20 protein-coding genes and 1 pseudogene are annotated in these 20,275 nt (G+C 31.4%); 13 read left to right on the top strand and 8 right to left on the bottom strand.

All coding sequences use genetic code 11. The features are described 5' to 3' along the window. Positions 1–207 precede the first annotated feature (207 nt). Entirely contained in the window at positions 208–834 is a 627-nt protein-coding gene (locus tag SH09_RS01600; protein ID WP_042737856.1) for an NAD(P)-dependent oxidoreductase, read from the bottom strand. A 27-nt stretch (positions 835–861) separates the two neighbouring features. On the opposite strand from SH09_RS01600, the gene SH09_RS01605 reads away from it, so the two are divergent. Further along, complete coding sequence (locus tag SH09_RS01605) at positions 862–1,245, top strand: MFS transporter (RefSeq protein ID WP_042737857.1); 384 nt, start codon at positions 862–864, stop codon at positions 1,243–1,245. Between the two features lie 215 nt (positions 1,246–1,460). Here the strand turns inward: SH09_RS01605 and SH09_RS01610 are convergent, their stop codons facing one another. After that, positions 1,461–2,195, bottom strand: a complete 735-nt coding sequence (locus tag SH09_RS01610) for an NAD-dependent protein deacylase (RefSeq protein WP_042737858.1) — start codon at positions 2,193–2,195, stop codon at positions 1,461–1,463. 182 nt (positions 2,196–2,377) lie between these two features. On the opposite strand from SH09_RS01610, the gene SH09_RS01615 reads away from it, so the two are divergent. Further along, entirely contained in the window at positions 2,378–3,244 is an 867-nt protein-coding gene (locus tag SH09_RS01615) for an alpha/beta hydrolase (RefSeq protein ID WP_042737859.1), read from the top strand. A 122-nt stretch (positions 3,245–3,366) separates the two neighbouring features. On the opposite strand, the gene SH09_RS01620 is transcribed toward SH09_RS01615, so the two are convergent. Both SH09_RS01620 and SH09_RS01625 read right to left on the bottom strand, forming a co-directional pair. Further along, positions 3,367–3,663: a cupin domain-containing protein gene (locus SH09_RS01620; RefSeq protein ID WP_235307442.1), complete on the bottom strand. Its 297-nt coding sequence runs from the start codon at positions 3,661–3,663 to the stop codon at positions 3,367–3,369. Positions 3,664–3,748: 85 nt separating this feature from the next. Further along, positions 3,749–4,702: an NAD(P)-dependent oxidoreductase gene (locus SH09_RS01625; RefSeq protein ID WP_042737861.1), complete on the bottom strand. Its 954-nt coding sequence runs from the start codon at positions 4,700–4,702 to the stop codon at positions 3,749–3,751. 445 nt (positions 4,703–5,147) lie between these two features. Here SH09_RS01625 and SH09_RS01630 point away from each other — a divergent pair, with 445 nt between their 5' ends. After that, positions 5,148–6,299 (top strand): MFS transporter, encoded by a 1,152-nt coding sequence (locus SH09_RS01630; protein WP_042737862.1) that lies wholly within the window; start codon positions 5,148–5,150, stop codon positions 6,297–6,299. Positions 6,300–6,430: 131 nt separating this feature from the next. Continuing rightward, positions 6,431–6,577 carry a hypothetical protein gene (locus tag SH09_RS16515; protein WP_158001711.1) on the top strand — a complete coding sequence of 49 codons (147 nt, stop codon included), beginning with the start codon at positions 6,431–6,433 and terminating at the stop codon, positions 6,575–6,577. On the opposite strand, the gene SH09_RS01635 is transcribed toward SH09_RS16515, so the two are convergent. Beyond that, positions 6,574–7,506, bottom strand: coding sequence for a ketopantoate reductase family protein (locus SH09_RS01635; RefSeq protein ID WP_042737863.1), 933 nt, complete (start codon positions 7,504–7,506; stop codon positions 6,574–6,576). The two genes, SH09_RS16515 and SH09_RS01635, sit on opposite strands and share 4 nt — an antisense overlap. A 599-nt stretch (positions 7,507–8,105) precedes the next feature. Here SH09_RS01635 and SH09_RS01640 point away from each other — a divergent pair. From SH09_RS01640 to SH09_RS01655, 4 genes and pseudogenes are all read left to right on the top strand, one after another. Then, positions 8,106–8,321 (top strand): annotated as a pseudogene (locus SH09_RS01640) (hypothetical protein); the annotation flags it as partial. 169 nt (positions 8,322–8,490) lie between these two features. Then, positions 8,491–9,342, top strand: coding sequence for an SDR family oxidoreductase (locus SH09_RS01645; RefSeq protein WP_042737864.1), 852 nt, complete (start codon positions 8,491–8,493; stop codon positions 9,340–9,342). 198 nt (positions 9,343–9,540) lie between these two features. Next, positions 9,541–10,032, top strand: coding sequence for a DUF805 domain-containing protein (locus SH09_RS01650; RefSeq protein ID WP_042737865.1), 492 nt, complete (start codon positions 9,541–9,543; stop codon positions 10,030–10,032). Positions 10,033–10,176: 144 nt separating this feature from the next. Continuing rightward, positions 10,177–12,564, top strand: a complete 2,388-nt coding sequence (locus tag SH09_RS01655; protein WP_042737866.1) for an AAA family ATPase — start codon at positions 10,177–10,179, stop codon at positions 12,562–12,564. Positions 12,565–12,662: 98 nt separating this feature from the next. On the opposite strand, the gene SH09_RS01660 is transcribed toward SH09_RS01655, so the two are convergent. Together SH09_RS01660 and SH09_RS17235 are read right to left on the bottom strand one after the other, a co-directional pair. Then, the gene (locus tag SH09_RS01660) at positions 12,663–13,973 is read right to left on the bottom strand and encodes a YjiH family protein (RefSeq protein WP_042737867.1); all 1,311 of its coding nucleotides are present in this window, start codon (positions 13,971–13,973) and stop codon (positions 12,663–12,665) included. Between the two features lie 289 nt (positions 13,974–14,262). Next, positions 14,263–14,394, bottom strand: coding sequence for a hypothetical protein (locus tag SH09_RS17235; RefSeq protein ID WP_257044044.1), 132 nt, complete (start codon positions 14,392–14,394; stop codon positions 14,263–14,265). A 291-nt stretch (positions 14,395–14,685) separates the two neighbouring features. Here SH09_RS17235 and SH09_RS01665 point away from each other — a divergent pair, with 291 nt between their 5' ends. From SH09_RS01665 to SH09_RS01685, 5 genes are all read left to right on the top strand, one after another. After that, positions 14,686–15,555 (top strand): ABC transporter ATP-binding protein, encoded by an 870-nt coding sequence (locus tag SH09_RS01665; protein ID WP_042737868.1) that lies wholly within the window; start codon positions 14,686–14,688, stop codon positions 15,553–15,555. Further along, entirely contained in the window at positions 15,552–16,283 is a 732-nt protein-coding gene (locus tag SH09_RS01670) for an ABC transporter permease (RefSeq protein ID WP_042737869.1), read from the top strand. Before SH09_RS01665 ends, SH09_RS01670 begins: the two co-directional genes overlap by 4 nt. Before the next feature lie 2 nt (positions 16,284–16,285). Next, positions 16,286–17,380 carry a sensor histidine kinase gene (locus SH09_RS01675; RefSeq protein ID WP_042737870.1) on the top strand — a complete coding sequence of 365 codons (1,095 nt, stop codon included), beginning with the start codon at positions 16,286–16,288 and terminating at the stop codon, positions 17,378–17,380. Further along, on the top strand, positions 17,377–17,979 hold the full coding sequence (locus SH09_RS01680; protein WP_042737871.1) for a response regulator transcription factor: 603 nt from the start codon (positions 17,377–17,379) through the stop codon (positions 17,977–17,979). Before SH09_RS01675 ends, SH09_RS01680 begins: the two co-directional genes overlap by 4 nt. 344 nt (positions 17,980–18,323) lie before the next feature. Continuing rightward, complete coding sequence (locus tag SH09_RS01685; protein WP_042737872.1) at positions 18,324–19,136, top strand: zinc ribbon domain-containing protein; 813 nt, start codon at positions 18,324–18,326, stop codon at positions 19,134–19,136. A gap of 145 nt (positions 19,137–19,281) precedes the next feature. Here the strand turns inward: SH09_RS01685 and SH09_RS01690 are convergent, their stop codons facing one another. Then, the gene (locus tag SH09_RS01690; protein ID WP_235307445.1) at positions 19,282–20,154 is read right to left on the bottom strand and encodes a hypothetical protein; all 873 of its coding nucleotides are present in this window, start codon (positions 20,152–20,154) and stop codon (positions 19,282–19,284) included. Positions 20,155–20,275 lie beyond the last annotated feature (121 nt).

Consider the following 20,275-nt stretch of genomic DNA (forward strand, 5'->3'; position numbering starts at 1 on the left):
GAGCAAAATAAGACTCATGGCACTTTTGTTGTTTTTCTGAAATTTATATGAATACATGGATTTAGGGACATAATTCTACCCCCTGTTTATTTAATAAATCCTCAAAACAGTGCAATTTATACTACATATTAAAAAACGCACCGCAAAAATTGTATTTTAAATCAACTTTTGGGTGCATTTCCTTTTCAAAATTTGATAAAGCTTAATTTATTCACCAATAACGCTGACACGTCGACGTGTGTAATCATTTTCAATAATTTCAACAAAGGCTAAAGCGAAATCTGCATAACTAATGTAGCTTTCACTTTTTTCGTTAGTAAAATATTCTTCTCCGCCGATAATGTATTTTCCAGTTTTTGCACCATCAATATCAAGTTCAAATGCAGGTGTTACGTATGTCCAACGTAAATTTGAAAATGAACGTAGTCGGTTAAGGTTTGCTCTCAATGCTTTGCCGAGCGGTTTGATTTCATCTGGGAAACCTGGTTGATCCATAACTTGCAGTGAATGTTCTTTATTAATATACAAAGTACCTGCACCACCAACCATCAATAATTTAGTATCTGTGCCTTCTAGTAAGTTTGCTAAGTGTGATAACCCGGTTGTGTGAATATCAAATGTTTCTTCAGTCCATGCACTAACAGCGTTTACGACAGCATCAAATCCTGCTAAATCTTCCTTATTTAAATTCATTAAATCTTTTTCTATAATGTGTTCAAAATTGTCATTTCTTTTTTGTCTCACAATTGCTGTAACTTCATGTCCTTTTTGTTCTGCTTCTTGTGCTATTAAATTTCCAGCATTGCCATGTGCTCCGATAACTGCTATTTTCATAATTTAAAGGTGTTAGCGCAAGGATTAGTGTTTTCAATAATTGGTATGATCTTACTAATTGTAGTAATTATTAATCAAATGCCAGTATTATACTTTATTATTCCGCTATCTATCATTGGTATAGTACAAGGATATGGCTTTAGTCCACTTACTAATTTAGGTATGTATAATGTGAATAAGGAAAATAATGGAATGGCATCTGGTTTAGTAAATTTTTCTCATCAAATTGGAGCGTCTTCAGGAATTGTGATAGAGCTAATTTTAGCTAATGCATTTATCAATATATTGGCATTAAAAGATAATGTGAATACATTTACAGTTTTAACTGTGGTAGTAGGTCTATTAATCTTTATAATCATGTTTATTGCTGTTATAGGTTTACAGTTGAAAATGAGAAATTTAAAGGACTAGTTTTATTTAATAAATTTTTTGAAAAAGTAACATCATATTTTGGGGAAGTATTTAGGCGAGACGTTTGAGAGAACAGGTCGATTTAGAGACGACAAGTTGAAATGTCATCTGAGTAAGCAAACCAACAATGCGAAATATTGAATAAAAAGAAGCACACAGATAATTTATCAATTTATCTGTGTGCTATTTTTTTGGATTTATGCCCCAGGATTATCTTACTCTAAATCAGTTAATTTATTAATTACAGTGACCATATCGTCATTGATAACTAGATTAGCGTCATGGTCGTATGGTGTAGCATCTCGGTTAATGATAATAAGGTTTTCGCCTTCGAAATTAGAGATGAGGCCAGCAGCTGGTTGAACTACGAGTGATGATCCAAGTACAACTAATGTATCTGCGGACTTGATTTTATGTAGTGCATTGAATATAGTACCTTGATTGAGCATTTCTCCATAAAGTACGATGTCTGGTCTGATTGGCTCACCGCATGTTTCACAAGCGCGTAAATTTTTGGTGATAACATCATTTTTTGAATATTCATGATTGCAATGCGTACAGTAAAAGCGATTGAGTGTGCCATGTAATTCATCTACATGTGTGCTGCCAGCATCAGCATGTAGTCCGTCTATATTTTGAGTGATGACGCCTAATGAACGTTTATCTTGCTCTAGTTGTGCGATCCATTGATGAACGCTATTCGGTTTTTTGTCTGCAAATAGTAGGTATTGATGACAAAAATTAATAAATCCAGAAGGGTCGCTTTTTAAATAATCATCACTTAGTAAATATTCTGGAGAGAATCCGTTTTTCGAAATTTCATCATACAGTCCTCCAACCGAACGGAAATCAGGAATGCCACTAGCAACTGATATACCTGCTCCAGTGAAAAAAACGATCTTGTTTGATGAATCAATCATATCTTTCAACTGTTTAATACTACTTTCCATATTTATCACTCCAGTTAGTTTTAAATCTATAAAAGTATAATGCTTTAAAATAATTTTAAAAGTTTGTAGTACTTTTAGCAAATGTGCACAATAGATTAATGACTTTATAAGGGATAGTTTGAGGTAATTTTTTCTAACATACATTATACTTAGTTTAAATGTAAGGAATCGAGGTTAGACTATTGAAGAAATTATGGATTACTATTTTAACTACTCTGTTAGTTGTTGCTTTAGGAATTGTATTATTGGTTACTTTTACGCATAAGAAACAGGATTCGCAAGCTACAAGTGGTTCAAAATTTGCGAACAAGCAAGTACCAACTTTGTTTTTACATGGCTATGCGGGCAGTGTTAATTCTGAAAAATATATGGTTCAAAGAGCTAGAGCACAAGGGGTTTCTAAAAGCATTATCACTGCGACAGTTTCAAGAGACGGTGATGTAGTATTAAGTGGGAAGTTTTCAAAAAAGGCTAAAAATCCAATCATACAAGTACAATTTGAAGATAATAAGCAAGGGGATTATGCTAAAAATGCACGATGGCTCAAAAACGTATTAGTAAAGCTACAACATAAATATCACTTCCAACATTTTAACTTCGTTGGGCACTCTATGGGAAACATGACCTTATCACAATATATGTTAACTTATGGAAATGACAAATCGTTGCCGAAATTAGATAAGCAAGTGAATATCGCAGGTCCATTTAATGGTGTCTTGAATATGAATGAAAAAGTAAATGAAATTAGTGTTGATTCAAATGGCAAACCGAGTCGAATGAACCCGCCTTATCAAGAATTTCGTAAGCTCAAACAGGTTTATAAAGGTAAAAATATAGAAGTACTGAATATCTATGGTGACTTAGAAGACGGTACGCACTCTGACGGTAGTGTTTCTATTAGTTCAGCGAAATCACTGAAGTATCTACTAGGTGATAGTCCTAAATCATATAAAGAAGAACAATTTGATGGTGACGATGCACAACACAGTCAGTTACATGAGAATAGTGAAGTTGCAGATGATTTGATTCAATTCTTGTGGGGAAAATAGAAACATCATTTTGTTTATGATATATACAAATTAAGTAGGAATAACTGACATATTACAATAGCCCATAAATGAGCTTTGAAACTCATTTATGGGCCTTTTAATATAATAAAGTGTTAATGAAGTCATTCATCTTCGCCTTCGTATTTATTGAAATCAAGAGGCATTGGAGTTGCGAAACCTAACATAATGAAGTCTTCATCACTGGTATTAACCATGCCATGCGCATCGCCAGGAAATGAAACGAAAATATCCCCAGCCTTGATAGGCATTTCTTTAAAGTGGTTAGTGATAAATGTCCCTTCACCTTGAAGTACAATCCAAACGTCGTCGGCATTTTTATGTGTATGGCAAGGAAGAGATTGGCCTGGTTTCAAGCACCACATGGCTCCTGCTGATATTTGTGATTGATAGAATGTCATCTTTTTTGCTGCTTCTTCTGAAAATGATGGGAGGTCTTTAATGTTAAAAAAACGATTTTTAGTATTAATCATGGTGTCACTCCTGTCAGTTCACAATATAATCTGGTAATGCTCCAGTAAGTTGTTTTACGACGTTAGTTGCTGCAATATTAGCCATCATATCTCGGGCTTCGAATGTAGCATTGCCAATGTGTGGCGTTATAACTACATTTGTCATAGACTTAAGTGCATCTGTAATTTGTGGTTCAAATTCAAATACATCTAATGCAGCACCTTCGATGAGTTTGTCTTCAAGTGCTTTAACAAGGTCTGCTTCGCAAACAATTGGACCTCGAGATGCATTGATTAAATAAGATGTTGATTTCATTTTTTGTAGTGCTTGATAATCAATCATATGGTGCAGTTGATCATTATAGGCACAATTGATAGTTACAAAGTCAGAACATGTCAGTAGTTCATCTAGTTCGACGTGTTTTGCGTTTAATTCGGCTTCTTTTTCTGGATAACGTGTAGGTCCTGAGTATAAGATATCCATACCAAAGCCTTTAGCACGTCTGGCAACAGCAGTACCGATTTCACCTAAACCAATGATTCCAATTGTCTTGCCTGAGACTTCACGACCTCTGAAAAATAATGGTGACCATCCATTAAATCCAGTAGTACGACACAGTTGATCTCCTTCAGGAATACGTCTAGCAACAGCAAGTAATATACCCATAGTCAAATCTGCAGTAGCATTTGTTGAAGCAATAGGTGTATTAGTAACATTAATATCACGTTTACGTGCAGCCTTAATATCTATATTGTTAAAACCAGCACCATAGTTTGCAATGATTTTTAAATTTGGAGCAGCATCCATCACATTTGCACCGACATTCGTTGATAGTAAAGTAATTAAGGCATCCACATCTTGTACTTTTTCGATAAGTTCTGATTCTGAAATTAAAGTATCTCCAGTATACATATCTACATCAAAATGTGCCTTAAGTTGATTAAGACCAGCTTCAGGAATAGCACCTGCTATAAAAACTTTAGTCATAAACTTCGTCTCCTTTATATTGTGAAATTATTCACATATTATAGTTTTAGTTTATCATCTATATTTTGTATAGGTATGCCAAAATTGCTAAATCCTGACTGGAATTTTGTGCTTAAGTGACAAAATAATTCGGTACAACTAATCAATAATTAAATTACTGATAAATGCGCTAGTTGGTAGTGATTAAATTAGGAGAAAAGTTACTATCAATATTCGATTATTGTCCCCTCTATGACAGAAGGTATACCACAAGCTAATAGTTGAAGTTATGTATTAAATTTGCAAAGTATCACGATGATTTTAAATTTGAAAATTTTATGAAAACTTGATATATCAGTAAAAAATTACTAAAACCTCTTTTATTTTAGTTAGATTTTTTGTAATATAGCACCTATGAATTTTTGTGAGTGAGTATCACATATAGTTAAAAGGGAGGGGAACAGTAATGAAAAATAATAATTTAATCTTTATTATCTTTATGATTGGTACATTTACAGTAGGGATGGCAGAATATGTTGTTACGGGATTGTTAACACAAATAGCCAATGATATGCATGTTTCAATATCTAATGCAGGTTTGCTCATTAGTGTATACGCAATAAGTGTAGCGATTATTGGTCCTTTTATGAGAATTGCAACGATTAATTATTCTGCAAAAAAATTATTACCAATTTTAGTTGGGATCTTTATTGTTAGTAATATTATAGGAATGCTGGCACCGAACTTTTATGTATTACTACTTTCAAGATTATTATCTGCAGCAATGCATGCACCATTTTTCGGTGTTTGTATGAGTGTGGCAGCAACAATTGCGCCACCTGCTAAGAAAACGCAAGCTATTGCATTAGTTCAAGCAGGTTTAACGATTGCAGTAATGATTGGCGTACCTTTTGGTTCGTTTTTAGGTAGCTTTACAAATTGGAGAACTGTATTTGGCATTATGGTTCTCTTGGCAGTGATCACATTTATAGGTGTACTAAAATTCACTCCAAATGTAAGTTTAAGTACGGAAGCCAATGTAAAGGATGAATTAACGGTCTTTAAGAATAAACATATTCTGATTATTATAGCGATTATTGTTTTTGGATTTTCAGGTGTGTTTACGTCTTATACATTTATGGAGCCAATGATTCATGAATTTGCGCCATTTAAGACGGTCGGCTTAACAGTATGTCTATTTATGTTTGGTCTAGGCGGTGTTATTGGGAATTTAACGACTGGTAATATTCCACAAAGAAAGTTAACACAATATTTATTCTATACGTTCTTGTTATTGTTTATTACGATTCTACTATTTGTAACGGTATTACATGTAACAGTATTAGCGTTTATTATTTGCTTTATGTTCGGCTTTGGTACATTTGGAACTACACCATTGCTTAATAGTATGATTATTTTAAATGCACATGAAGCACCATTATTAGCAAGTACATTGGCTGCTTCAGTATTTAATTTGGCTAACTTTATAGGTGCGATATTAGGTTCTCTATTATTGAATATCGGCTTACCATATATTGAAATTACATTTGTTTCAGCAAGTATTATTCTGTTGGGAATCATATTGAATTTTATTAATTTCATATATGAACGTAAATAATAAGATTATAAAACCGTAATTATTAACTTTTTATAAAAAGTAATGAGGTTGGTAACAAATTAGAATCTCTTGTGTTTTGTAGTTTCATTATAAAGATATGATATGACACGTGAAACACTTGAGGAAGATAAGTGAGTCCGAGATTTAGACGCGACTCAAGCCCTTTTGATCAGCAAAAAATGATATCATCTATTTATAAAAAAGAGGCCATCCGTAAAGATAGATTAATCTTGGCGGGTGGCCCTAACTATATGCTGTCGATGCGAGTAGTGATTTAAAGTTGATTCCTTTCTAATTGATGTATTTGATGTGTCAGCATTTGATTGATAGGTGTTAGTATACCAAGTTCCTGTCCGTATTTAGCAATTTGTCCATTCAAGAAATCAATTTCTGTCGGTCTACCATTATTCAAATCTTGGTACATGGATGGGTAATGCAACCCTTGTTCAGAATCTGGATACATCGCGGTAATCGTATTTAGTAATGTGTCGGCTTCAATTTCTATGTTTTTGGCGTGTGCTACAGTAACAATTTCATCTATGATTAATGAGACCATCTCGTTTACTTTGGAATAAGCACCAAACTCTCCAATACGTTGATTTAATATGGTACAGAGTGGGTTAAGTACACAATTAACTGTGACCTTTGTCCAAATCGCTTCAAAGACATTGTTGCTTATAGTCGCGTTTAAATTTGCAGTATTTAAAATGTGTGCAATTGTTTCACTAATCTCATTGTTTACACCATTAGCGCATTGGAAATTAATAGAACCTGTACCCTCCAATAATAAATGACCAGGTCCTTTCAGCCCTGCAGACCACATAGTTACTGCTAGATAAATTTGATGCAGTGGGACAATTTTTGATAAACGTTCTTCGTGGCCTAAACCGTTCATCATACTCAATATTGCTGTATCTTCATGAATAGCACCACCATTTTTTAACTGTGTTAACATCGCTTCAGATTGCATAGACTTTGTTAATAAAATAATGAGATCATATGTATCAGCAACATCTTTGGATAAGATAGCAGGGATTGATACAGTATATGTATCTGTTTCAGTCTGAATTTTCATACCATCATTATTGATATTTTGCACATGAACTTTCCAATCATCAATAAGTGTCACATCGTGCCCTGCTTGATGTAATGCAACCCCAATTCTGCCGCCCATGGCACCTGCGCCAGCTACTGCAATTTTATACATAATTAAGCCCCCTTGATTAATCAAAATTAAATTTCAGAAAAGTTAGATAGTTGTACAAAATAATAATATTATAGTGAAAGATATTTTTGAAGTGATTGATATGGAAAAGACTGTAGCTCCAAATAGCTATATTCACTTTAATTAAAATAGCAAATTTCAATTTTAAAAAAGTTTCACATGAAACTTATATTTTTTAATAAATTGAGCGGTGTCACATCGGTAGCTAAGTAGAGAATAAAGCGTTTTGTATTGAACGACAAAGAAATAAAAAACAATTAGATATTGCGCTACTTTTTGTATATAATTATATATAAATAAGTTTAATATTAGGAAAAGGGGATTATATTATGAAGTTTAAATATGTAGCGATTGCTGCAATAACATCTGCTATTATGCTTTCTGCATGTGATATCAATATTAATACAGGTGGCGATGACTCTAATAAATCAAGTTCAGAGTCAAAAAGTAACGATAGTCAAAAAAACAATGATCAACAAAGTAATGACAATCAATCAAATTCTAACGACTCACAAAATAGTAATAAAAGTAATAGTTCGCAAAGTGATCAACAAAATGCTACAGCACAAAATCATAACGATACTTATGTAACACGTGATAATGTTATTGATATTGTCGAATCATATGAAGGCGAATATTTAGATACAGATAACTATACATATAAAGAACCTGAAAAGCGTGGTAACGGCGAGTGGGGATTCTCGTTTACTGATAAAGACGGTGATTTAGCTGGTTCATATATTATCGACAAAGATGGCTATGTTACGAAATACGATGAAAATGGTAACGAAGAGTAATTTAAATATTATTATTATTTTATTTAGATGAGTTTAGTAAATAATGCTAGACTCATTTTTTTGTAATATGTAAGGAATTTTGCACAGTCGAACAATTTGACACTAAGATGGAAAAGTAATAAGTTGTACTTGTAATTAAAAATAATACATGTTTAAAGAGAGGGATAGCATGAAGATATTATTGACGGGAGCAACGGGTAACTTAGGCACGTATATCACAGAACAAGCACTTGAGTCAGAGGTTTTGGACTTTAACATTGGTGTGCGAAATATTGATCAGGTGCCGGAGCAATGGAAAAGTGAACTATCAGTTAGACAATTAGATTATTTCAATGTAGATAGTATGATTGAAGCATTTCAAGATATAGACCTAGTAGTATTTATTCCAAGTATTATTCATCCATCATTTAAAAGATTACCAGAAGTTGAAAACTTAGTAACAGCAGCTAAAACAGCACAAGTTTCACATATACTGTTTGTCGGTTATTATGCTGATCAACACAATAACCCATTTCATATGAGTCCATACTTTGGCTACGCTGAAAGATTGCTCGCTTCAAGTGGCATTCCATACACTTATGTACGCAATGCAATGTACATGGATCCACTTGTTCCATATCTATCAGAGTTAAAGGAACTAGGCAAGTTGATTTACCCGGTAGGTAATGGAAAAATTAACTATATTTCTAGAGCAGATATTGCAAAAGGTATCGTTGCGATACTTAAAGATCCAACATTTTTAGGTTCCAGATATTTACTTTCAGGTTATAGTTATTCAATGGAACAACTAGCACAAATTTTAACAAATGTAAGTGGAACAGAAATTATTTATGAACCAGTATCTTTAGAAACTTTCGGTGAAATGTATGATGAACCGAAAGGATTTGGTCCTTTACTTGCTTCAATGTATCAAGCAGGGGCAATGGGGTTGCTTGATCAACAATCGACAGATATTGAACAGCTAACAGGAGATAAACCAGAAACTTTCGAAAGTTACTTATCAAGAAATTATAAAGGATAGCTTAAGCGTAGTACTTATGGTTAAAAAGTGAATTTTACAAGCGTACGTTAGTAATTAGCGTACGCTTTTAGTTATGGTGAATTTTTTTAGGAAACACGATATATTATTTACTTAATATTTTAAAAATTCTTAAAATATACCTTTAAGTAATATTTATCTTTTTGTATAATATGCTTATCAAACAATAGGAGAATTTTAATGGATAATTCACAGAATCAAGTTATTAGTTGCTATAAAGCGTATTGGACGCGCTTTTTAGATGTTAATGGTCGTTCAACGCGTCCAGAATTTTGGCATCCGTTTTGGATTAATTTTGTAATATCTGCACTACTAGGTATTGTTTCGGGTGGTTTATTAAGTAGTATTTTTGCAATAGCGATTATTATTCCTACATTTACGGTAATGGCGAGACGTCTACATGATACGAATCGTACTATGCTTCTTGCAGTAGTGTTTGAAATTAGTGGACTCATTACAACGATAGCTGCAGTTGTATTTATCGTAGCAGTTGTTGCAGCGGCTAGTTCTGGTAGTGGAAGCGTAATTGGAGCATCCTTAATGGCAGGCGCATTTGGTACTGCAGTTGCAGGTATTATCACAATTTACACATTGGTTGTATTGATTGCGCCAGGAAACAAAGGACCTAATAATTATGGTGATGGTGGTAGTTGCGAAGTACCTAATAAATAAAATAACGAAGTTGTTAATTCTTAATTTTAGGAATAATGTATAGGAGTATTAAAATGAGAAAAACAATATCAGAGATTAAATCTAGTAAGATTTATCTCGTGCATTATTAGGTACTTAAATAAAACTCGGATAAGGAGAATAAATATGCTATATGATTCAATCAAGGTATTTTACAATGATTTTATTTTTGAAAATTTGGATTTAGAATTTAATGGTAAAAAAGATATGATAATTTTTGGTAGAAATGGATCAGGTAAAAGTACGCTCTCCAAAAAGTTAGCATTTAGTAATATTGAAGAAATAGAAAATGAATACACCCATGATTGCCAGTTTATGTTAAATGGTAATGTAGTTCAAACTAAGCAATTAAATAATTTGAAAGTACATGTATATAACAATGATTTTCAAAATAAATACGTTTCTTTTTCTGAGTCCACTGATTTTGAAGCTATAGTGATGTTAGGAGATCAACAAAAATATCAAAATGATTTAGAACTGTATGAAAATAGTAAAGTTAATTTAATTCGAAATATTGATGAATGTAATGAGAAAATTGAAATTATCAAATTAGACCAAGAGGAAGACAAATTAAAAAAAGCATTTAAAGATGACAATAAATGGGCGGACAGACGAAGAAGAATTTATGGAAATAAAAAAAATTCTAGTGTAAATATAGAAATTATTAAGAAAATACATAATAAAGACTATTCTCGAGATAAAAATACTGCAGAAAAAAATTTGTGGAATTACATATGTGATATCGAATCATCAAGAAGAGATCAAAAAATAAATAAAGAAAATTTATTAAAATCAATTTCTGAAGTAATATCAAAAATTGATTTTAATAAGTCAGATGTTGAAATCATCGAAGAATTTATACCATCTAATGTTATAACAAAGATAAAGACAATCGGGAAGACTACAATTAACCCAACCCCTTATAATGAAAGGGAAAAACGCATTTTAGAAGTTTTAAAAAATTATGGTGCAGAGAAATTAGACGAGTCAATTGAAATGACTAAATCACCAATGAGTTTTTGTCCAACATGTTATTCAGAGATGAGTAAGCAATTAAAAGAAGAACTTAATATTTCTATTAGCAAAGTGATTGAAGAAGAAAACATAAGGGCTTTAGAAGATGAAATAGATTCTATTTACTTCTTAAAATTAAGGTCTTTACCAATTAATGAAAAATTAGATATATCAAATCAGAATAATCTGAATGAAGAAATAGAAAACTATCATCATCAAACTAAAATTATAATAGATATGTTACATGATAAAAAACGTAAATTATATGAAGAAATAAATTTAGATGATGAAGTTTTGGGATTAAAGGAAACTATATCAAAAATTGTTTCTAAGATTAGATTATTAACAAACAATATAGATGGTTATAATAAAAGATTCAGAAATCAACAAAAATTAATTGATGAAGCAATTGAACTTAATGATAACTTGGCTTACTTTGAAACATCATTTCAATTTAACTCGTATGAGGAAAAAAGAAAATCAGTTGATAGATTGAAAGGTGAATTGAACAATCTTGAAAGTGAAAAACAAATAGTCGAAGATAAGATAAATTCGTTATTAACTAAAATGAAGAAAACAGATATTGCCTTGAATGAAATAAATTCGAATTTGACTCAAATATTTTATGATAAAAATCGTTTGCAGTTAGAACATTCGGAAAATAAATATTATGTTAAGTCACGTGGGAAAACTGTTCAATTAAAAGATTTATCTGTTGGAGAACAGAATATTATTGGTCTATGTTACTTTTTTAGCATCATTAATAAAAACAAAAGTACGAACGATTTATTTAGCGATAAATTATTAGTAGTATTAGATGATCCAATTTCTAGTTTTGATAGAGAAAATAAGATAGGTGTATATAATTTATTAAGCACATATTTTAAAAAGATAGAGTCTGGTAATAGTGATAGCAAGATAATAGTATTAACACATGATATGGAAGTATTTTTAAATATAGAAAAAATATTACATAATCTTCCGAACAATAATAAAACTAATGCAATGATTTTAGATAGAGAAGGATTGAAAAGAGCAGATAAAAATTTAAAGCATCAATATACAAAAAATATAAATGATATTTATGATTTTGCTTGTGGCAAAAAGGATGAGTTAGAAGACGTAATTGGAAATGTCATGAGAAAAGTGTTTGAAGCTTTCTCTACATTTAATTATAAATGTGGATTTGATTCCATACTGACTGATGAAAATATAATGAAAGAAATTGAAGATAATCGTGAAAGAGAGTTTTTTAAAAACTTTATGTTTAGATTAGTATTTCATAATGAAAGTCATATGTTAGATATAACAAAAAATATAACTGATTTAAACCATTATTCATACCTATCCATAGAGGAAAAGATTTATACAGCTAAAATGATGATTGTCTTATTATATAGATTAAATCAAACTCATGTCACTGCATATGTAAATAATCTTAAAAAAGATGGATATATAGATAAGTGGATGGATCAAATAAAGAGCGTTTCTATAGTATAGAATGGGTGAAATTTATTTCAATTAAGATAATTATTTAGCAATTTAAATAATCAAACACCTGATAGTTAACTATCAGGTGTTTGATTACATAATTAGTTTTAAAATATCCATAAACCTAATGGAATAGTAATTAACAGTGTTAATACAACGCGTAAGAACCAAATTACGACTAATTTCCATATCGGTATTTTTATTTCAGTAGCCATAATACATGGTACTAAAGCTGAGAAAAAGATAATTGCTGATACGCTGACAACACCTACGATGAATTTTGTGCTTAGTGCAGCTTTAGCTACGAGCAATGATGGCAAGAACATTTCGATAATAGATATTGCTGAAGCTTTAGCGAGTAGTGCTTGATCTGGCGTTGGGAATATATAGATAAATGGATAGAATATATAACTTAGCCAATCAATCACTGGTGTAAAGTTTGCCAGTATTAATCCTAGGAATCCAATTGATAAAATAGAAGGCAAGATTGCAATCGTCATTTCTAATCCGTCTCGTAAGTTATCCCAAACATTTTTAGCTAACGAAGGTGTCGCAGCATTTTTCTTCAATGCTTCTGCATAAGCAGTTTTCAAACGACTACCCACAATTTCTACCTCTGGTTCACCTTCTTGTCCGTTATAATATTCAGTTGATTCATTGACAATAGGTGGTAACCAGGCAGTAATGGCAGTTACTATGAATGTGATAACTAATGTTCCCCAGAAATATAAATTCCAATGTGGCATTAAACCCAATGTGTTCGCCACAATAATCATAAATGTGGCAGAAACAGTTGAGAATCCAGTGGCAATGATTGTCGCTTCTCTTTTATTATATAATCCTTCTTTATACACTCGATTCGTAATTAATAATCCAAGCGAGTAACTTCCTACAAATGAAGCTACGGCATCTACTGCTGACTTTCCTGGTGTTTTAAAAATAGGACGCATCACTGGTTCCATAAACACACCTACAAATTCTAGCAATCCATAACTCACAAGTAATGAGAGTGCTATAGCACCAACAGGAATTAGCACGCTTAATGGCATCATGAGTTGTTCAAATAGGAACGGACCGTAATCCTTTTTGAATAATAATGCTGGACCAAAATGAAAAACGTACATCACACCAATGATAGCGCCAAGGACTTTAAATACGACAATGACAAAATCGGCAAATGAATTCTTATAACTTTTCCTAATTAATGGTAAGATAGCACCAGCCAAAATCATAATTAAAGCAATATACGGCATGAGCCCACCAAATAATGCACGAATCGCTAAATGGACATGGTCTACAATAATAGAACTCGTCCCAGCAATCTCAATTGGTACGAAAAAACATAAAATCCCAATTAAACTAAAAACAAAAAATCTCCATGCGTTGTTACTTTGTGACTGAACATACCCCTTATTCATAATCTCACCCCAAAGTTTGAATTAAGATATCTAATTGAGCGTTATTAAAGTACTTGTGTACCATCCCCTATACATAAGTCTTTTAACAAACTCAAAGTATAAAATATTATGAAGATAACTTATTACTAATTATTTTATAGGGGTAAAATGTAAACAACCAATATAAATAAGTTAATTGTTTATAGTTTCAAACTATAACTATTGTTTATAGAATGTAAAAATTAAAAGATACATAACACAAAAAAGCTAGTGATGAAGATTTTCACCACTAGCTTAATTTATTTATATCTTAAAATTTATCTTTTAAATCTTTCGCTTTGTCAGAAGCTTGGTCTTTTAATTGTTCTTTTTTCTCATCGTCATTTTTAATTTCTTCGGCTTTATCTTTCGCTTGATCTTTGAATTCATCAAATTTACTCATTATAAATGCCTCCTTTAAAAGTTATATTTATGTGATTCCACTTTTAAGAGAAGTTAAACATAATTATCAAAAGATATATTTAATTTAGAAAACCTATTTAGAAAAATAACAACTTAAATCTCAAAATTCATAATCAGTGGGTATAGGTGGTAGTTTTCTTTTTCGAGAATCGGGACAAAAGGTTTACGATATAGAGATGACAAATGTCATATGCAATTTATGACAAATGGGACTAATATATCATCATCTTTCTTGATAAAGTTAAGTCGAATTAAGAAAGGGTGATTACACATGATTTGTGTTGAGAATATATCTAAGCGTTTTGGTAAGCGAGAAGTCTTGAAAGATATCACGCTCAATATTGAGCAAGGTATCTGTACAGCATTTATTGGTAAGAATGGTGCAGGAAAATCTACGCTAATAGATATAATTATTGGAAATAAACAGTTAGATACTGGAGAAATAGTAGATGAAGATAATTTATTAAATTCACAGCGTATGGCGATACTTTTCCAGAAAACACAGTTTCCAAAAATGTTAAAGGTGAGAGAATTGTTGGAGTTACACCAGTCTTTTTATAAACAAGTTATTTCAATTGAGCGATTTCAAGAAATAACGCAATTTGATGAAGGACAATTAGAACAAATGGCGGATAGTTTATCTGGAGGACAAAAGCGCATTTTAGATTTTGCTTTAACTTTAGTCGGGATACCTGAGTTTTTGATTATGGATGAACCAACTACTGCAATGGATATAGAAACTCGAGCGCATTTTTGGCAAATAATTGCTGATTTAAAACATAAAGGTATGACTATTTTATACACTTCACATTATATAGAAGAAGTAGAAAGAATGGCAGATCACGTGATATTACTAGATGAAGGTGTTATTCAAATTAGCGATTCTCCTGAAAATATAAGAACAAATGGTAGTCGTTCAGTAATAAACATTCCGAAATATTATCATAAGATAATAGAAAGTATGGATAATGATTGTAAAGTTTTAAAAAAGGGTCATTATTATAAAATTGAAACAAATGATGTAGGTAAAATTGTTGATGATTTAATTCGACTAAATGTAAACCTGAATGAAATTGAAATTCATAAATCGTCACTATTGGATATTATGTTTAATAACAAGGATGGAGTGGTTGAGATATGATGTTAGCGTACTTGCAAACTGAAATAAAAGTATTGTTTCGTAAAAAGATGTATTTAATCATATCGATATTTTTACCGGTAGTATTCTATTTATTATTCACCTCATTGTTAGATTTACCATCAGCAGCTGCACAGAAATTTTATAAAGAGTATATGTATAGTATGACTGTATTTAGTTTAATGAACTTTTGTTTAATGTCATTTCCTTTAGATATGATAGAAGAGAGAACAAGTGGTTGGTTTAGACATTTAATGTCGACACCTTTAACAGCTACTAAATATTTTACAGTTAAAATATTTAGAGCGATGATTCAATTTGCATTAGCAATTATTGTTATTTTTACGGTAGGACACTTTTATAAAAATGTTACTATGGATTTACAAAGTTGGCTATTCTCAGGTTTAATATTATGGCTTGGTGCAAGTCTATTTTTAACTTTTGGTATAGTTATTGCACAATTTAAAGATGCTCAAAAGGCCAGTAGTTTTGCGAATATACTTAATTTAAGTTTAGCAATAATAGGTGGTTTGTGGTTCCCAGTGAATACTTTTCCAGAATGGTTACAAAATATTTCAACTAAAACTCCGACATATCATTTGAAATTAATTGCCTATGATTTAGGTAAGGGCGAAGGTGTTAACCTAGAATCTTTCGGTGTTTTAATTATCTATAGTATAATTTTTCTAGGTATAGCATTATATATAAATAAAAAAAGAGATGTGGAATAACTATGAAAAAAAGAGGTTGGGGTGTTCGTCTAGGTGAAATATCTACGTTAATTTATTTACTATTTCCTTTTCTTTCAATATTTGATGAAAAAAGAGGGTTTCAAGTAGTGTATATAAGTGTGCTATTAATATTTAGTATATCTTATTTAATCTTAGTATTATATCATGACAAATTAAATAGAAATAACATGTATATCATGTTAATTATTCACTATTTAGGAATTATATATTTTGTATATAGTGTCAATACGATGAACAGTTTATTCTTCTTTTTTAGTGCGTTTGCTTTACCTTTTATAATGGGAGTATCTGTGAAATCAAAAGAATTTTATACCTTTATAGCTACAATGATTATTTGTTTAGTTATAACTTATTTTGTAACTCCAACTTATTTTGTCCTAATAATTGTATTTTACTTAGTTATTTTAATAGTTACATTAGGTAATTTTAAAGCGAGAGAAGATCGGAAAGTTAGGGAAGAATTAGAAGAAAAGAACAAATATATTAATGTCTTAATCGCTGAACAAGAACGCAACCGTATAGGGCAAGATTTACACGATACTTTGGGTCATATATTTGCGAGCTTAACTTTAAAATCAGAATTAGCAGAAAAACTTATAGATAAGGACGTTGAAGCGGCCAAAAAAGAAATGAACTCTGTCACGGCACTCTCTAGAGATGCTTTGAAAAAGGTGAGAGCTATAGTTGAAGATTTGAAAGTTCAATCATTTGAGGAAGAAGTGAAATCGGTTGAAACAATTTTAAATAACGCTAATTTAAAATTTACTTTTCATAATAAAGGTGGAGCGAAATCACTTAATCCAGCAAAGCAATCGATATTATCTATGATTCTGAGGGAAGCAATTAATAATATTGTAAAACATGCACAAGCGACTATAGTTGTTGGTGAATTGCAAGAGGAACAAAATACATTGAAAATGACAATTTCTGACAATGGTATTGGTATAAACACAAAAAAGGTACAAAAGTTACAGAGTATTGAGGAACGAGTGAATTATTTGAACGGGAATTTAGAATTTCACTCCAACAATGGTACAACTTTAGTGATAGAAATTCCTAGGGGTGATTTGAAATGATATCAATCGTAATCGCAGAAGATCAATTAATGCTTAGAGAAGCAATGGTTCAATTACTCAATTTAAATGATGATTTAAACGTACTGGCCGATGTTGATAATGGTAAAGCTGTTATGGAATATGTGGAAGATGAAGTACCAGATGTTATTATTTTGGATGTGGAAATGCCTCAAATGACAGGTCTTGAAGTATTGGCAGAGATTAGAGAACGACAAATTGAAACAAAAGTAATAATTGTCACAACATTTAAACGACCTGGCTACTTTGAAAGAGCTGTGGCGAATGATGTTGATGCATATGTATTAAAGGAGCGCTCGATTGAAGATTTAGCATCTACTATCCATAATGTTGTCGCAGGAGAAAAAGAATATAGTGCTTCGTTGATGACATCATTATTTTCAGATTCTAATCCACTAACACATAAGGAACAAATTGTTTTAAGAGAGATTGGTGAAGGTCTTAGTAGCAAAGAAATTGCAACGAAATTATATTTATCAAACGGAACAGTAAGAAACTATACTTCGATAATCATTGAAAAATTAGTTGCTGAAAATCGCTTTGATGCATGGAAAAAAGCAGTTGATAAAGGTTGGATATAATAATAAATTAAAGAATAAAAAGACTAAAACTTAACTATATATTTATCAGAGAGTACTATTTCGTAATTCATGGATTAGTACTCTTTTTCTATATTGGTTTATGTTTGTTGAATAGATAACATTTTATGTCTAAGCAAAATAATTAGCGAAGTTAAGTTTTGCTACTTTTAATATATTTATTAAAAAATAATGTAGTCATTTTCTGGTGTTAGTATTAAAATATGATTGATGATTTTAAATTTAAGCTTTTGCTAATTATAAGCAAATAATAGGGTGCTAAGATTACAATATTATATTTGATAACGTATTGTGTTCAGAGTAATAGATGGGGAGGTCATATACATATGAAATTTTGTTCGAATTGTGGAAATAAATTAGAGGAAAATCAATCATTTTGCAATCAGTGTGGTAAGCAAGTGAATGGTGACACTAGTGAAGGTACTGAATGCAGTAGTAATTCAAATGACAACAGTAGTACAAATAGTGAAAGCAGCATTAATCCTAATTACAGCAGTACTACAAGTAGTGAAAGTAGTAGTAACTCAAAGTATAGAACAAGTAATTATACGCAACGAAATAATGATTATTTATATTCAAGTAAGAAGAAAAAGAAATCTGCAACAGTAATTATATTATCTATTGTTGCAGTACTATTATTGCTAGGTGCTTTGGTTGTTGCAGGGTACTTTTTATTTAAAAATTTGAATATTAATATAAATACCGGCGATAGTTCTGAAAGTAATGCTAACAACCAGAGAATTTCTATTAATGTTTTATCGGATCAATTTAGTTCAGATTTTATGAAGAGTGATAATTCAGATGGTTACGATGGCTTTAATATTGGTATGTCAAAAGATGATATTAAGGAAGAATTTGGAGAGCCAGAAAGTGTCGATAGCATGGACTTTGGCGAAGTAGAAAAGTATGGCGATATTGGTGTTACCTATGATAGTGATGATACCGTATCTAGTGTTTATGTATTACCACAAGATGTGTCCGTTAGTGCCTTCAAACAATTTCATGGTGAGCCAACGATGGAAAGTGATGGTCAGTTAATATATGACGATAATTCAGATAATGGCTTTACCATATTTATAAATGTGAAGGATGGGGAAGTTCAATCTATAGAAAATGGCTATCAAATGGATAGAAATTAAGTCTTAAATCAACTTTCAAAAGAGATAAGATTTATATATAGAGGAATAGCATTTTATTTCACATAAAGCATAATAAGCTGAGACATATTAAATAATGTCTCAGCTTATTTTTATAACTTAGCAAATAGATAACATTGTTTGGCAGTTATTCTGGGTCTCCGTTTTCATCGTATTTCGTTACGTTGCCATCCGAATCTATGATATAAGAACCTGCAAGTTCTCCATCTTTATCTGTGAATGAGAATCCCCAATCTCCGTTATCTTGCTGTTCTGGCTCTTTGTAAGTATATTCTGAGGTATCCAATGTGTGTCCTTCATAATCTTCGACTTTATCGATGACATTTTCTCTAGTTACACTGCCGCTATCGTTATCATCACTACTATCATCTGAGCTAGAGTTACTGCTCTCATTAGAACTGTTTGATTCTGAAATAACACTAGTCCACTCATTGATTTCATTTTGTGATAAATCTTGAAGTTTAACTGTTTTTGGATTATTTAGAATGCGGTTAGACTCACTTTGAGAATAATCATCTTCATCCCAACGCTTGTCATGGAAATGACTTGGGACATCGTATACATCAACGGTACCATCATTGTTATCTTTGTAAATGACTTGTCCAGATGCAGTTGGTGTACCGTATAAAGCTTGAGTTCCATTTGGATATTTAGCAGATGCACTTTCATTATATGGATTTAAAGCTTCACCAGATATATCATCATGGGTAACTTTCGTTTCTGAAGCATCTAAGTTATAATTTTTATCTTTAAGAACAGATACCCAAACTTTTGCAAAATGTTCTGGAGAGTTTGTATTCTCATTACTGCTATTGTTGGTATTTGTTGATTTACTGCTAGATGATTGATTACTGTTATTATCCTTTTTGCTATCATTCTTTTGGCTTTGCTTGCTATCGCTTTTGGAGTCATCATTGGATCCTGTATTAATGTTAATGTCACAAGCCCCTAACAAAAGAGAAGCGGCAATTGCCCCTATTGCTACATATTTCAATTTCACAAAATATCCTCCTTTAAAGTTTAATTGTCATTTCACTTATGTATTATACACAAAATGTTGTGTGATATCTTATTGTTTTTTAAAAAAGAGGGATTACATTAGTAGCAGGATATTTTAAATT

It is taken from the genome of Staphylococcus gallinarum, assembly GCF_000875895.1.
Taxonomy (GTDB): Bacteria; Bacillota; Bacilli; order Staphylococcales; family Staphylococcaceae; genus Staphylococcus; species Staphylococcus gallinarum.

Coding starts and splice junctions, on each gene's coding strand:
- SH09_RS01600 (WP_042737856.1), bottom strand. CDS start 834: ATGAAAATAGCAGTTATCGGAGCACATGGCAATGCTGGAAATTTAATA.
- SH09_RS01610 (WP_042737858.1), bottom strand. CDS start 2,195: ATGGAAAGTAGTATTAAACAGTTGAAAGATATGATTGATTCATCAAAC.
- SH09_RS01620 (WP_235307442.1), bottom strand. CDS start 3,663: ATGACATTCTATCAATCACAAATATCAGCAGGAGCCATGTGGTGCTTG.
- SH09_RS01625 (WP_042737861.1), bottom strand. CDS start 4,702: ATGACTAAAGTTTTTATAGCAGGTGCTATTCCTGAAGCTGGTCTTAAT.
- SH09_RS01630 (WP_042737862.1), top strand. CDS start 5,148: ATGAAAAATAATAATTTAATCTTTATTATCTTTATGATTGGTACATTT.
- SH09_RS01635 (WP_042737863.1), bottom strand. CDS start 7,506: ATGTATAAAATTGCAGTAGCTGGCGCAGGTGCCATGGGCGGCAGAATT.
- SH09_RS01645 (WP_042737864.1), top strand. CDS start 8,491: ATGAAGATATTATTGACGGGAGCAACGGGTAACTTAGGCACGTATATC.
- SH09_RS01650 (WP_042737865.1), top strand. CDS start 9,541: ATGGATAATTCACAGAATCAAGTTATTAGTTGCTATAAAGCGTATTGG.
- SH09_RS01655 (WP_042737866.1), top strand. CDS start 10,177: ATGCTATATGATTCAATCAAGGTATTTTACAATGATTTTATTTTTGAA.
- SH09_RS01660 (WP_042737867.1), bottom strand. CDS start 13,973: ATGAATAAGGGGTATGTTCAGTCACAAAGTAACAACGCATGGAGATTT.
- SH09_RS17235 (WP_257044044.1), bottom strand. CDS start 14,394: ATGAGTAAATTTGATGAATTCAAAGATCAAGCGAAAGATAAAGCCGAA.
- SH09_RS01665 (WP_042737868.1), top strand. CDS start 14,686: ATGATTTGTGTTGAGAATATATCTAAGCGTTTTGGTAAGCGAGAAGTC.
- SH09_RS01670 (WP_042737869.1), top strand. CDS start 15,552: ATGATGTTAGCGTACTTGCAAACTGAAATAAAAGTATTGTTTCGTAAA.
- SH09_RS01675 (WP_042737870.1), top strand. CDS start 16,286: ATGAAAAAAAGAGGTTGGGGTGTTCGTCTAGGTGAAATATCTACGTTA.
- SH09_RS01680 (WP_042737871.1), top strand. CDS start 17,377: ATGATATCAATCGTAATCGCAGAAGATCAATTAATGCTTAGAGAAGCA.
- SH09_RS01685 (WP_042737872.1), top strand. CDS start 18,324: ATGAAATTTTGTTCGAATTGTGGAAATAAATTAGAGGAAAATCAATCA.